Origin of the sequence: Afipia massiliensis (genome assembly GCF_001006325.2) — a bacterium.
GTDB lineage: Bacteria > Pseudomonadota > Alphaproteobacteria > Rhizobiales > Xanthobacteraceae > Afipia > Afipia massiliensis_A.
Genome location: NZ_LBIA02000001.1, coordinates 163,510 through 177,493 on the forward strand (window position 1 = coordinate 163,510; position 13,984 = coordinate 177,493).

The following is a 13,984-nucleotide window of genomic DNA, read 5'->3' on the forward strand; positions in this document are numbered from 1 at the left end:
GTTTAGCCCCTCTCCGCGCTCCCTGGGGAGACATCTTTGTTCAATGATTGAACAAAATCTGCCCTCAGACCGGGCCGCTGAAGGCACCTGCGCCAAGCGGCTGGAGCCACAAACGCCGCGATGAGCCGGATATGCGCGTTAGTCCGCGAGTTCGATAAAGATTGGCTGGTGGTCAGACGCCGCGGTCTTGGCGTCCACCTCAATGTGGCGAATCCGGCCGCTCAGATCCTCGCTCGCGAAGATGAAATCGCGGCAGTCGGGCCCGTCCGACCATTGCACGCGATCGTATAGTCCGCATGTCATCGCGTGAGACTTTCCGGGATGACAGATCAACCAGGCATCGCGATAGTTCAACCCCGCACGGGCTGATTCATTGATCAGCGCGTGCTGAGGATCCGAGACATCGAAATTGAAATCGCCGCAGAGCAGGCTTGACGCTGCCAGTGTCTGGGCCGCATAGGGCTCGTTGTGTGAACCGCTCGCCTTGGCGCTTGTCGATGCCTCTTCCTGAAGATCAAGCAACCGCTTGATCTGCGCTTCGCGCTGATCGGCCGAATGATACTCGAGGTGGGTGTTGACAACGCGCAACGCACCGGACGCCGTCTGAACCGTCACATCGAGCGCGTGACGCCGCATGCTGCGGACAGTGCCGGCTCCCGGCCACGGCAGCAAATGATTGGATATCTGTGTCACCGGCAACCGCGACAGCGTCATGTTTCCGAACCGGTGCGTGCGTCCGCCGCCATCGATGGTTTCAATTGCCGGACGAAAGACCGGCACATATCCGGGCAGCAGAGATGCCAGCTGCGCGCTTTGATCGGCGCCACCGTCGAGATTGGCAAAATTGTCGGAGACTTCCTGAAAGCAGTAAACGTCCGCGTCAGCCAACTCCTTTGCGACGGAGACGATGCGCGCAAGATCGGTCACGCCATCGCAGCCCTTGCCGCACTGAATATTCCAGGTCAGCAGCCGCATCAGCGAATGCCCGCACGCATGAAGGATTGTACGAACTGCCTCTGGAACAGCAGGAACGCAATCAGCAACGGGCCCATCGTCATCACCGTGGCTGCCGTGATGATCGACCAGTCCACGCCGGTCTCAGGGGCCCCGAACACCGCAAGGCCGACCGTGAGAGGCCGGCTTTCCACCGAGTTCGTCACGATCAAAGGCCACAGGAAGTTGTTCCAGTGATAGCTGACAGACACGAGGCCGAAGGCCACGTAAGTCGGCCGCGCCAGCGGAACGTAGACCTTCCAGAGAATCTGCAGCGGGCCTGCCCCTTCGACACGGGCTGCCTCGACCAGTTCCTGCGGCACGCTCTTGAACGTCTGCCGCAACAGAAAAATTCCGAACGCGCTTGCGAGGTATGGCAGCGCAATCGCGGGAATCGTGTCGAGCAAGCCAAGCTTCCCGATCATGCGATAGTTCTCGACGATCAGCACGTCCGGCATGATCATCAACTGCAATAGCACCAGTGCGAAGGCGATCCCGCTTCCACGGAACGTGAAACGCGCGAAAGCGTAGGCCGCAAGCGTCGAAAGTATCAGCTGACCGATCAGAATGATGACGACCAATACGACCGTGTTGATGTAGTACCGCCCGAACGGCGCCTGATCCCACGCGCGTGCAAAATTCTCCAGTGTCCACGGCGCGGACAGGCTGAACGATGTCGCGTAAGCCGCTGGATGCAGTGCGCTCCAGAATGCGTAGACCAGCGGTGCGAGCCAAAGCAGCGCCAGCAGCCACGCCGCAATCGCTTCAAGAGGATGCGTGCGGCCGTTCATTGATAATGAATCCTGCGATCGAGGTAGCCGAATTTGATCAATGCGACCGCGCTGAGCAGAACCAAGAGCACCACCGTCAGGGTCGCGGCGTAGGCGGAATCCTGGAACGTGAACGCGACTTCATAGATGTAATACAGCAGCAACGTACTGGCGTTGTTGGGCCCGCCCTTGGTCATGATGACGAGATGGTCGACCAGTTTGAACGAATTGATCACTGCGTTGATTGTCACAAACAACGTCGTCGGCATCAGCAGCGGGAAGGTAATGCGGCGGAAAGTGTACCAGCGGCTTGCGCCTTCGACTGCGGCGGCTTCCTCCAGATCCGGCGACAACTGCTGAAGCGCGGCCAGATAGAAGATCATGAAGAATCCGGCTTCCTTCCAGATCACCATCACAACAAGACAGCCCATCACCGTGCTGGGATCGCCGAGCCAGTTCCAGCCGGCTAATCCAAAAACCCCGCGCAACTGATCGAGCAGTCCGTAATCCGGCGTGTAGAAGAACAACCAGATGTTCGCGACCGCGATCATCGGCAGTACGGTCGGCGTGAAGAAGGCAAGCCGCAGAAAGCCGCGGCCACGCATGTTGCGATTGACCCAGATCGCCATCAACAGCGCCAGAGCGATCGACGTCGGGATGGTGCCCAGCGCAAACCAGAAATTGTTGACCAGCGCCTTCCAGAAAATCGGATCGGCAGCCATCGCATGATAGCTCTCCAGGCCGACGAAAACTTCCGTGCCGTTCCGGCGCGTAATAAAGAACGAATGCCGGATGGTCGCCAGGATTGGATAATGCGTGAACGCGATCAGCAGCACCGCCGCTGGCAATAGCAGAAGCCAGGCGTTCACAGCATTCCACCACGCATGCGATTTCGGCCTGCGTGCGGCAACTGACATGGTGGCGGCTTGATCTGTCATCGGACAATTGACCGGATGGCGGCGAACCGCCAACCGGTCTTTTCTTTACTTGTAAGCGCGCAGCACGCGGTCGGCTTGCTGCTGGGCAGCAGCAAGAGCTTCCGACGGCTTCTGCGTACCCGTCACCGCAGCCTGAATGGCGTCGTTGACGAACTTGTAGATACGGCCGTTCTCGTGAACCGACAGCTCAGGGACAGCATGTTCGAGCTGATCGCGAGCGACCAGAGCTGCAGGGAAGCCCTTCGCGTATGCCTCCATTGCCGGCGTCTTGTAAGCCGCGGGCGAAACAGCGGCATACCCGGTCTTGATGCTCCATTCGGCCGCGCGCTCAGGCGTCGTCATCCACTGGATGAACTTCACCGCCGCCTTCTGCTGCTCGGGCGAAGCGCCCTTAAAGATGTAGAAGCTGCCGCCGCCGGTTGGCGAGCCACGGCGTTCCTTGGCAGGCAGCATGGCGACACCAAAGTTGAACTTGGCGCCGTCCTTCACCGCGGTCAGATTGCCCGTGGTGTGCCACATCATCGCGGTCTTGCCTTCGAGGAAATCGGTACGCAGCGTCGCCCAGTCGATGCTGCCCGGAGGCATCACCGCCTGCTTGCGCGACAGATCAACCCAGTAATCCAGCGCACCAACGGTCTTCGGCGCGGTGAGATAGACCTCATTGCCCGCCTCGTTCATCAGCCTCTGGCCGTTTTCGATCGCCAGCGCCTGAAGCATCCAGTAACCGTAGCCTGTCGTCGGAATTTCGACGCCCCAGCGGGTGGTGTTACCGGATGCATCCTTCTTGACGAGCTTCTTGCTCATCTCGGTCATTTCGTCCCAGCTGGCGGGCGCCTTTTCCGGATCGAGACCCGCTTCCTTGAAAGCGTCCTTGTTCCAGTACAGCACGATGGTCGACCGCTGGAACGGAATGCTCCAGGTCTTGCCGTCGACCTGCCCGTTCGCCATGAACGCCGGATAGAATTCCTTGAACCACGCCTTGTCGGCAACGAGGTCGTCCATCGGCACGATGGCTTTTTCATCCATCAGCGTGAACACGTCGGTCGAGAGCAGCACCGACAACTGCGGCGGCTGGCCGCCCTTCATCGCCGTCATCGCCTTGGTCATCGTATCGGTGTAGTTGCCGGCATAAACTGCGGTCACCTTGATGTCCGCGTTCTCCTTCTCGAAACGCGCCACCATGTCGTCGATGATCTTGGTCACCGGGCCGCCGACCGCGACAGGATAATACATGGTGAGATCAACCGCAGCCGCAGGCCGCGAACCGAAAGACAGAGCCGCAAGCGCAGCCGCCGCAAGCATCGTTCGTCCAAAAAATTTCATATCATCCTCCCCTTGTTATCGTTCGACTGCCTGACGCCCTGTTAGGGCCTCAGACAGCAGCAACCCTTTTCGTTTCGCCTGCCGCGGGTTCGATCCGCCGCTCCGATGTTTTGTCGAACTGATGCTCGAAACCCGCATCCCAAACGAGCCGGATGTCGTCTCCCGGCTGTGATTTGCAAAATCCGTCCTGTCGCACCGAAACCCGCTGACCGTCGATTTCACAAAGAATGATGCTGTCAGCGCCGAGATGCTCGACCGCCTTTACGCGCGCCGAATGACCGTCATGCGACACGACGCGAATATGTTCTGGACGAATGCCGAGCAACCGGTCGCCCCGCGCAATCAGATTCATCGGCGGCGTCCCGATGAAGCGCGCCGTGAAAGCGGTTGCCGGTCGATTGTAAAGCTCTTCAGGCGTGCCGTTCTGCTCGATACGGCCGTCACGCATCAGCACCACGCGATCGGCCATGGTCATGGCTTCGGTCTGATCGTGAGTCACATAAACCATCGTCATGCCGAGACGCTGCTGAAGCGAACGAATTTCGGTGCGCATTTCATGGCGCAGCTTGGCGTCGAGGTTGGAGAGCGGCTCGTCCATCAGGCAGACTTTCGCCTCAGCGATAATGGCGCGACCGAGCGCGACACGCTGACGCTGGCCGCCGGAAAGCTGCGACGGTTTGCGCTCCAGCAGATGGCCGAGACCAACGATGTCGGCGACGCGCTTGAGCCGTGCATCACGCTCCGCGCGGGACACGCGGCGTACACGCAGGCCAAAGACGATATTCTCTCTGACACTCAGATGCGGAAATAGCGCGTAGGACTGAAAGACCATCGAGATCTTGCGCTGAGCCGGCGTCAGATTCGTTACATCGGCCCCGCCGATTGTAATGGTGCCGCCATCCGGCTGCTCGAGGCCAGCGATCAACCGCAAGGTCGTGGATTTTCCGCAACCCGATGGCCCCAGAAGCACCAGCAGCGAGCCCTGATCCGCCGTGAGACTCACGTCGTCAACGGCGCGCATCGGGCCCCAGTTCTTGGAGATATGATCGAGACTGATCGCCGACATGAACCTACCCGGTCCGGACAAATTGAGAGATACGAGAGCCTCTCCTTGTGCACGGGCATGCGCGCCGGACGATCCCGCTGGTCCGAGACTGCCACAACCGGCTCACGTCAAAAGAACGCTTCGTTCCCGTCCAAGGCAACATCAAAAAGCTCTCCATATGTTCATTCGAACATAAATCTTGATCAAACGAAATAAGAAATTGCGCGTTTCTGGTTCGGATGATAATATTTCAATCAGATACATGCTCAAGATGACAAACAAGCGACAGACGCTGATCCTCGAAATCGTGCGCGAAAAGGGTTTCGCCTCGATCGAGCATCTTGCTGCGCATTTCAACGTGACGCAGCAAACCGCACGCCGGATCGTGAACCAGCTTTGCGATCAGGGTTTGCTGCGCCGCATCCATGGCGGTGTTGGCCTGCCGGTCTCGAACCAGAATCTCGCCTATGAAAGCCGGCAAGGCCTGAACTTCGAGGCCAAGCGGCAGATCGCGCAGGCGGTCTTCAATTTCATTCCCGACGGCGCGTCGATCATGATCGGGCTCGGGACGACGCCCGAATATGTCGCGCGGGCGCTCGCGGACCGAAAAAATCTGCGCGTCATCACCAACAATCTCAATGTGGCGTCTGCGTTCGCACGCAACCCCGATGTCGAAATCACAATCGCGGGCGGAACGCTACGCCCGCTCGATCGCGACATCATCGGCGACGCGGCGGTGCGCTTCTTCTCGCGCTTCAAGACCGATATCGGGATTTTCGGTGTCGGCGGCATCGACGAGGAAGGCACGTTGCTCGATTTTTATTCCGGCGAGGTCCAGGCGCGCCAGGCCATCGTTGCGAATTGCCGGACTGCCCTGCTGGTCGCCGACGCCAGCAAGTTCGGCCGCAGCGCCACCGTCCGCGGCGGACACATCAGCGACTGCCATCATCTTTTCACAGACAAGCCGCTTCAGGCTGATTTTCAACGGATCGCCGAACAGTATGGCGACAAGATCCGCGTCGTGGGCGACGGCCGCGTGCAGGCCGCCTAGACTCCTTTCGGCGCTCTAAGGGGACTCGATCATGACCCTGGCCATCAACCTGATCGACCTTGCCGGGTTCATCGCCTTGCTGCTGTGGGGCACCCATATGGTGCAAACCGGCATCCAGCGCGCCTTCGGTTCGAAGTTGCGCGCGATCCTCGGCAGCGCCTTGCGCAATCGCTTTCGCGCGTTCCTTGCAGGCATGGGTGTCACGGCAGTCCTCCAGAGCAGCACCGCAACCGGATTGATGACGGCCGGTTTCGCAGCGGGCGGCTTTATGGGACTGGTGCCCGCCCTCGCCGTCATGCTTGGCGCCAATGTCGGGACGACCTTGATCGTCCAGGTTCTCTCGTTCGACGTCACACTGGTCGCACCCGCCCTCGTCCTGATCGGCATGCTGATGTTCCGCAGGGATTCGCGGACGCAGGCCCACGACCTTGGCCGCGTGTTCATTGGTCTCGGATTGATGCTCCTTGCGCTGCGCCACCTCCTCGATCTCATGACGGGCTACGAGAGTTCTCCGACCTTGGCCGCGCTGCTGGGCCTGATCTCATCATCATGGTTGCTGGATGTATGTCTTGCGGCCGCATTGACATGGGCCGCCCATTCGAGCGTTGCCATCGTCCTGCTGATCATGTCGCTGGCGACAAAGGGGATCGTACCCCCGGACGCCGCATTCGCGCTGGTACTCGGCGCAAACATCGGAACGGCTATCAATCCCCTGATTGAAGGCCCGGCGGGAGACGATCCTGCGGCCAAACGTCCCGCGCTGGGAAATCTGATCGGTCGCCTTGTCGGCGTTGCTCTCGCAATCGGCTTTCTGGGGCCGATCAGTCAGTTCATCATGGCGATAGAGCCAAACAAAGCGCGCGCCGTTGCCGACTTTCACACGCTTTTCAACCTGGCCATCGCGGTGGTGTCGCTGCCGCTGCTGACACCTTTTGCATCGCTGCTTCACCGCTTGCTTCCTGACCGCGCCGATCCGGCCGATCCCGCGCGGCCACTCTACCTCGACCCCGCGGCAAAGGAGACGCCCATCGTTGCGCTCGGCGCAGCTTCGCGCGAAGCGCTGCGTCTGGCGGACGTGCTGGAAGAAATGCTGCTCGGGGTCAACGCCGGGCTCGCAAAGGGAGACCGCCGGCTACTCGTGGAAATCCGGCGGCGCGAAGATATCCTCGACAAGCTTAACATTGCGATCAAGTCCTACCTGACATCGCTCGATCCGGACGAACTGAATGAGACGGATCAGCGTCGCCTGAATGAAATTCTGACGTTCACAATGAACATCGAACAAGCCGGCGATGTGGTGGACCGCAATTTCCTGCCGCACGCCTCCAAGCGGCTCAAGCGCGGCCTTGTTTTCTCCCACGAGGAGCAGAACGACCTGACTGCGATGATCGCGCGACTTGCGGTCAATCTCAAGACGGCGGCTTCGCTGTTCGTCACCGAAGACCCGCGAACTGCACGGCTGCTGGTCGATGAGAAGGCCGTTTTCAGGGATGCAGAATCAAAGGCAACCGCTTCGCATTTCGACAGACTCAGGGACAGCGATCTTCAGACCGCCCAAGCCAGCTCGATCCATCTCGATCTGTTGCGCGACATGAAGCTGATCAATTCATATATTGTGGCCGCAGCCGCGTATCCCGTGCTGGAGCGCACCGGAGCATTGTTGCCAAGCCGCATGACATAAGCCGCACTGGTTTTGCGCCAGCAGTACGATGCTCGTCGACTAGCGTTCGACGAACGCCTTTTCGATCACGAACTCGCCCGGCTCGCCGTGATTGCCTTCGGTAAAGCCCTTGTCGAGCAACAGCGTACGGGTGTCCTGCAACAACGCGGGGCTGCCGCAGATCATGACGCGATCATGTGCAGCCTCGAGTGGCGCGAGACCCGTATCGTTGAACAGCTTGCCTGATGTCATCAGATCGGTGATCCGGCCGCGATTGCGGAACGGGTCGCGGGTGACCGTCGGATAGTAGATCAGCTGGTTGCGCACCAGTTCGCCGATCAAGTCGTCCTTTGGGAGATGCTCATTGATCATCTCGCCATAGGCCAGCTCAGCGACATGGCGGCAACCATGCAGCAACACGACCTTCTCGAAGCGGTCGTAGGTTTCCGGATCCTTGATGACGCTCAGGAACGGCGCGAGCCCGGTGCCGGTACCGACCAGATAGAGATTTCGGCCATTCCTCAGATTATCGATGACGAGCGTGCCGGTCGCCTTGCGCCCAACGATGATCTCGTCGCCTTCCTTCAGATGTTGAAGCCGCGAGGTCAACGGGCCATCTTGCACCTTGATCGAAAAGAACTCGAGTCGGTCCTCATAATTGGCGCTCGCCACGCTGTAGGCGCGCAGCAGCGGCTTCTCCCCGACCTTCAGGCCGATCATGGTGAACTCGCCGTTGCGGAAGCGGAACGACGGATCGCGTGTGGTGGTGAAGCTGAACAGCGTGTCGGTCCAGTGATGGACGCTGAGGACGCTTTCCTGATTGAAGTTGCTCATGTCGCTCGATCCGGTGTGCGGGTCTGATCGCGGGGCAAAATCAAAAAACGCAGAGACAGATTGCCTCGCCAAATTTCGTTTGTATACTAATGAATAATCCAACTTGATCCCGCCGTCAAGGCGCGCTCAAGTTGGCGCCGACCCGCCGCCAAGCCCCTGAACCAAAGGAATAATCCATGTCCCACGATGCGCCCCAGGGCACCACCGGCCCCACCAAGCTGGTGATCCGCAACATCGGTCTGATCCTGAGCGGGGCGATGGAAAAGCCTATACTGGACGCGGACACCATCATCGCGGAGAACGGCAAGATCACCGCGATCGGGCGGGCAAAGGACATCGACGCGGAAGGCGCGACCACCATCATCGATGCCAATGGCACGACAGTGACTCCCGGCCTGATCGACAGTCACGTTCACCCCGTAGCAGGCGACTGGACGCCGCGACAGAATCAGATCGGCTGGATCGACAGTTTTCTGAACGGCGGCGTGACCACCATGATCTCGGCTGGCGAGGTTCACATGCCCGGCCGTCCGCGCGACATTGTCGGCGTGAAGGCCATGGCGATCTTTGCCCAGCGTGCGTTCGACAATCTTCGCCCCGGCGGCGTCAAGGTTCACGCAGGAGCGCCGGTAATCGAGCCGGGAATGACAGAAGAGGACTTCAAGGAACTGGCCGCAGCGGGCGTCAGGCTGCTCGGCGAAGTCGGCCTCGGCGGCGTCAAGGACGGCCCAACCGCGCGCAAGATGGTGGCATGGGCGCGCAAATACGGCATCCAGAGCACGATTCACACCGGCGGTCCGTCGATTCCCGGATCCGGCCTGATCGACGCGGACGTCGTGCTGGAAGCCGACACCGACGTCGTCGGGCACATCAATGGCGGCCACACCGCCCTGCCCGATGGACAGATCCGCTGCATCTGCGAGGGCTGCAAGCGCGGCCTCGAACTGGTTCACAACGGCAACGAGCGCGCCGCGCTCTATACGCTGCGGATCGCCCGCGAGATGAAGGAACTGAACCGGGTTATTCTCGGCACTGATGCTCCCGCCGGTTCAGGCGTGCAGCCGCTCGGCATCCTGCGCATGGTGTCGCTGCTGTCGTCGCTCGGCGATGTGCCTGCCGAAATCGCGTTCTGCTTTGCCACCGGCAACACCGCGCGGATGCGCGCGCTGGATTGCGGCATTATCGAAGTCGGCCGCGCCGCAGACTTCGTCATCATGGACAGAGCGCAGCACTCGGCCGGAAAGAATATTCTGGAGAGTGTTCAGCTCGGCGACCTGCCCGGCATCGGCATGACCATCATCGACGGTATCGTCCGCACCCAGCGCAGCCGTAACACGCCGCCAGCAACCAACGTGCCGGAGATTGTCGCGCACTAATCAGCGATAGATCACCTCAGCTTGCTCAGCAGCGTCACAAAAGTTTCGCGCTCCTTTGCATCCAGCGGAGCGAGTGTTTCCTTGGTGATGGCCAGCGCATTCGGCGCGGCCTTCTCGGCCATTACCTGCCCTGCACGGGTCAGGCTGACCAAAAGCCGGCGGCCGTCCTGCGGGTCGGAACTTGTTTCGGTCAATCCGCGCGCGGTCAAGCGGTCGATGACACCCTTGATGGTGGCAACATCCATTGCCGTCAAACGACCGAGCTGGTTCTGGGAGCATGGCCCGGTCTCGGTGAGCTTCGCCAAAGCCGCCCATTGCGTCGGTGTCAGATTGATCCCGATTTCCTTCGCAAAGATCGTCGCGTGGCGTTGCCAGACCTGACGCAGGATGAATCCGATCTGATCATCGAGGACATAGGGTGGCTTTGGCCCCTTGGTACTCCGCTTGGGAGCGGCTCCCTTGACCAAGGCTGTTGCTTTACCTTGAGCGCCAGCATTGTTCAGAGCGGCCTTACTAAGAGCAGCTTTATTCAGAGCAGCTTTGGCCATTCTTTTCCCCCAGCATTTCTTCTTGCCTGACGGTGTAAGCCGCCCACCAGTTACACAGCCAGATGTGCATCGCGAATGTCCGGGCGAGCCTCGAGTTCGCTCATCGTGCCGCTGAAGCAGATGCGGCCACGCTCGATGATATAGGCGCGATCCGATATCAGATTCGCAAAGTGAAGATTCTGCTCGGAGACGACGATGCTGACACCCTCCTTCTTCATCGCAAGGATCGCGCCCACCATCTGCTCGACGATCTTGGGCGACAATCCTTCGGATGGCTCATCCAGCAATACCAGCGACGGATTGCCCATCAAGGTCCTTGCGATGGTCAGCATCTGTTGCTCGCCGCCGCTCATGCGCCCGCCCATGCGGCCGCGCATCTCGCCGAGATTGGGAAACAGGTTGAACAGCTTCTCGCGGGTCCACCGCGGTGCATTCAATCGCGGCGGCTGGCGTCCAACTTCGAGATTTTCATCAACGGTAAGGTCTGTGAATATCCGCCGCTCTTCCGGCACATAGCCAAGCCCGCTGCGGACAATGGCGTGGGTCGGCTGGTTCGAAACGTCCTGTCCTTCGAAAACAATCTGGCCTTCGCGCTGCTCGACCAGACCGACAATCGACCTGAACGTCGTCGACTTTCCCGCGCCGTTTCGACCGAGAAGCGCCACGACTTCTCCATCACCCACCTCAAGCGCAACATCGAACAGGATATGCGCTGGCCCGTAATAGCTGTTCAGTCCCTGCACCGAGAGCTTCATGCCGAAGCCCCCTCGCGATGGCGTGCGTCGTACACCAGGCCTTCTCCAAGATAGATTGCGCGGACCTGCGGATTGCGCCGAACTTCCTCCGGCGAGCCCTCCGCGATCAGCGAGCCGCGGTTGAGCACAAGGATACGGTCGGCATGCTCGAACACCACATCCATGTCGTGCTCGGTGAACAGAACCCCGATCGACTTCTCCCGCGCGATCCGCGCGGTGAGCTGCATCAGCGCGATACGCTCGCGCGGCGCCATGCCTGCGGTCGGCTCATCCATCAAAAGCAGCTTGGGCTGATTGGCGAGCGCGATTGCAAGCTCAAGCCGCTTGAGGTCGCCATAGGCGAGTTCTCCACATGGCCGGTCCGCATAGCCACTCATCCCGACGAGATCGAGCAGACGGTCGGCCTCAGTACGCTCAAATCCAGCGGTCGAGCGCCACATATTAAAAAGCTCGGAATTGTATGACACGAGGGGGACCTGCACGTTTTCACGCACAGTCATGGTGGGAAACGTCGCCGTAATCTGGAAGGTGCGCCCGACACCGAGCCGCCAGATGGTACGTGGTTTCTTGCCAACCGTGTCCTGGCCAAGCAGATGGATCTTGCCGCTGTCCGGCATGTTCTGGCCGTTGAGCATGTCGAAACACGTGCTCTTGCCAGCGCCGTTCGGACCGATCAGCGCCAGAATTTCGCCCGCCATTAGCGAGAACGACACGCCGCGCACGGCGTGAACGCCACCGTAGGATTTGGTCAGGCCTTCGACTGCAAGCAGTGTGGGTGCGACACTCATTCGGCGGTCTCGATCCGTGATGCCACAATGGCAGATTTCGACGATTGCGACTGACGCCGTGCGCGAATGGTTTCGATCATACCGACAATGCCCTTCGGGAAGGCAACCACGATCAGCACGATAATCGCGCCAAGCACCAGTTTGGACAAATCCGTCTGGCTCACCAGCCAGATGTTGAGGGCCTTGAAGACGATCGCGCCGACCACCGCGCCTGATACCGTCTCGACGCCGCCGAGCAGCACCATCACCAGCGCATCCACCGAAAGCGAGATGCCCAGACTGTCGGGGAAAACGCTGCCCTTGAGATACGCGAACAACGCACCGGCTACACCCGCGACGGTGCCTGCGATCACGAACGCGGTCCATTGAATGCGTTTGCCGTCGATACCGATCGCTTCGCTCCGCAGGATGGAATCCCGTGTCGCGCGCAAAGCGTAACCGAACGGCGAGAACACGATGATGCGAAGCACCACAACTGCCAGCGTCGCGATGCCCAGCGACAGCCAGTAGAAACTGGCAGGCCCTGCTGCCCACGCCGCGGGCCAGACTCCCAATATTCCATTATCACCGCCGGTCACGCTCACCCACTGGAACGCAATCGACCAGACGATTTGTGCAAAGGCCAGCGTCAGCATCGCAAAATAGACGCCTGACAGTTGAACCGCGAAAAATCCGAAAATCGCCGCACCGAACAGCCCAAAAAGCGGCCCGAGCAGCAGACACGCAATCATCGGCAGGCCCGCGGCCTTGGCGAAGAATGCGACGCCATAGGCCCCAAGGCCGAAGTAGGCCGCATGGCCAAACGACGCGAGGCCGCCGACCGACATCAGGAAATGCAGACTGGCCGCGAAGACCACAAAGATCGCGATCTCCGCGCCGACGTTGAGTGCGTAGTTGCCGCCAAACAGCGGCAACGCTGCTGCCACAATCAACACAGCCAGCGTCGCAAAACGTTCGTTCATCGTGAGAGGCCGCCACGGACGAACCGTAAGTCCTGGCGTCTTGCGCGCCGGCGCTTCCGGCTTCCCGAACAGACCCCACGGACGAACGATGAGGACCGCAGCCATGACAAGAAAGACGAGAATGATCGATATCTTTGGGAATATCAGGATTCCGAACGCATTGAGTTCGGAGACCAGAACGGCTGCAACGAACGCACCAATGATGCTGCCGAGGCCGCCGATCACGACCACCACGAAAACATCAACGATGATGCGCAGATCCATCGCATGATGAACAGCGTCACGCGGGATTTGCAACGCGCCACCGAGTGCGGCCAGAAACACACCAAGCGCGAACACGCTGGTGAAAAGCCACTTCTGGTTGACACCGAGCGCGGCCACCATGTCGCGATCCTGCGTCGCCGCGCGAACCAGAACGCCCCAGCGCGTGCGCCGGAACAACAGCCACAAGGCGCCCAGCACCACGGGACTGAGCACAATCAGAAACAGGTCATAGGTTGGAATGTTCTGGCCGAAGAAGTCCACCGCACCGCGAAATCCGGGCGCACGCCGGCCCACCAGATCGTCCGGCCCCCAGATCAGGACTACGATATCCTGAACCATCAGGGTCAGGCCGAAGGTGGCGAGAAGCTGGAACAGTTCCGGCGACTTATAAATCCGCCGCAGCAGCACCATTTCGACCAGCACGCCCAGAACCGCAACGACAAGCGCCGCAACGACAATGCCGCCCCAGAATCCCAGCGCGCCGGACAGCCGCTCAGTCAGGGTGAACGCAACATAGGCGCCCAGCATATAGAACGCGCCATGCGCGAAATTCACGATCCGCGTCACGCCGAAGATAATCGACAGGCCCGATGCCACGAGGAACAGCGACGCCGCGCTCGCAAGACCGGTCAGGAACTGAACAAAGTAGAAGCTCATATGCGATCCAGGGCTGGAAA

General features: G+C 60.1%; 13 protein-coding genes. 3 read left to right on the forward strand and 10 right to left on the reverse strand.

What is annotated here, in order from left to right:
- Window positions 1–138: 138 nt before the first annotated feature.
- From YH63_RS00700 to YH63_RS00720, 5 genes are read right to left on the reverse strand one after another with little or no spacing between them, the layout of a single operon-like run.
- Window positions 139–975, reverse strand: a complete 837-nt coding sequence (locus tag YH63_RS00700; RefSeq protein WP_046829269.1) for an endonuclease/exonuclease/phosphatase family protein — start codon at window positions 973–975, stop codon at window positions 139–141.
- Window positions 975–1,784, reverse strand: a complete 810-nt coding sequence (locus tag YH63_RS00705; protein WP_046829268.1) for a carbohydrate ABC transporter permease — start codon at window positions 1,782–1,784, stop codon at window positions 975–977. The genes YH63_RS00700 and YH63_RS00705 overlap by 1 nt, the downstream gene beginning before the upstream one ends.
- On the reverse strand, window positions 1,781–2,701 hold the full coding sequence (locus YH63_RS00710; protein ID WP_046829267.1) for a carbohydrate ABC transporter permease: 921 nt from the start codon (window positions 2,699–2,701) through the stop codon (window positions 1,781–1,783). The genes YH63_RS00705 and YH63_RS00710 overlap by 4 nt, the downstream gene beginning before the upstream one ends.
- 45 nt (window positions 2,702–2,746) lie before the next feature.
- Window positions 2,747–4,024, reverse strand: coding sequence for an ABC transporter substrate-binding protein (locus YH63_RS00715; protein WP_046829266.1), 1,278 nt, complete (start codon window positions 4,022–4,024; stop codon window positions 2,747–2,749).
- Window positions 4,025–4,073: 49 nt separating this feature from the next.
- Entirely contained in the window at window positions 4,074–5,090 is a 1,017-nt protein-coding gene (locus YH63_RS00720; RefSeq protein WP_046829265.1) for an ABC transporter ATP-binding protein, read from the reverse strand.
- Between the two features lie 241 nt (window positions 5,091–5,331).
- On the opposite strand from YH63_RS00720, the gene YH63_RS00725 reads away from it, so the two are divergent.
- Both YH63_RS00725 and YH63_RS00730 read left to right on the forward strand, forming a co-directional pair.
- Window positions 5,332–6,120 carry a DeoR/GlpR family DNA-binding transcription regulator gene (locus YH63_RS00725; RefSeq protein WP_046829264.1) on the forward strand — a complete coding sequence of 263 codons (789 nt, stop codon included), beginning with the start codon at window positions 5,332–5,334 and terminating at the stop codon, window positions 6,118–6,120.
- A 31-nt stretch (window positions 6,121–6,151) separates the two neighbouring features.
- A complete protein-coding gene (locus YH63_RS00730) occupies window positions 6,152–7,801 on the forward strand; it encodes a Na/Pi cotransporter family protein (RefSeq protein ID WP_046829263.1) in 1,650 nt (549 codons plus the stop codon).
- A gap of 39 nt (window positions 7,802–7,840) precedes the next feature.
- Here YH63_RS00730 and YH63_RS00735 read toward each other — a convergent pair whose 3' ends face one another.
- The gene (locus YH63_RS00735; protein ID WP_046829262.1) at window positions 7,841–8,614 is read right to left on the reverse strand and encodes a ferredoxin--NADP reductase; all 774 of its coding nucleotides are present in this window, start codon (window positions 8,612–8,614) and stop codon (window positions 7,841–7,843) included.
- 176 nt (window positions 8,615–8,790) lie between these two features.
- Between YH63_RS00735 and YH63_RS00740 the strand changes: the two genes are divergently transcribed.
- A complete protein-coding gene (locus YH63_RS00740; RefSeq protein ID WP_046829261.1) occupies window positions 8,791–9,990 on the forward strand; it encodes an amidohydrolase family protein in 1,200 nt (399 codons plus the stop codon).
- An 11-nt stretch (window positions 9,991–10,001) separates the two neighbouring features.
- Here YH63_RS00740 and YH63_RS00745 read toward each other — a convergent pair whose 3' ends face one another.
- From YH63_RS00745 to YH63_RS00760, 4 genes are read right to left on the reverse strand one after another with little or no spacing between them, the layout of a single operon-like run.
- The gene (locus YH63_RS00745) at window positions 10,002–10,538 is read right to left on the reverse strand and encodes a MarR family winged helix-turn-helix transcriptional regulator (protein WP_083992680.1); all 537 of its coding nucleotides are present in this window, start codon (window positions 10,536–10,538) and stop codon (window positions 10,002–10,004) included.
- Between the two features lie 50 nt (window positions 10,539–10,588).
- On the reverse strand, window positions 10,589–11,293 hold the full coding sequence (locus tag YH63_RS00750) for an ABC transporter ATP-binding protein (protein WP_046829259.1): 705 nt from the start codon (window positions 11,291–11,293) through the stop codon (window positions 10,589–10,591).
- Window positions 11,290–12,081 carry an ABC transporter ATP-binding protein gene (locus tag YH63_RS00755; protein WP_046829258.1) on the reverse strand — a complete coding sequence of 264 codons (792 nt, stop codon included), beginning with the start codon at window positions 12,079–12,081 and terminating at the stop codon, window positions 11,290–11,292. Before YH63_RS00755 ends, YH63_RS00750 begins: the two co-directional genes overlap by 4 nt.
- A complete protein-coding gene (locus tag YH63_RS00760) occupies window positions 12,078–13,964 on the reverse strand; it encodes an ABC transporter permease (protein ID WP_046829257.1) in 1,887 nt (628 codons plus the stop codon). The genes YH63_RS00755 and YH63_RS00760 overlap by 4 nt, the downstream gene beginning before the upstream one ends.
- Between the last annotated feature and the right edge of the window lie 20 nt (window positions 13,965–13,984).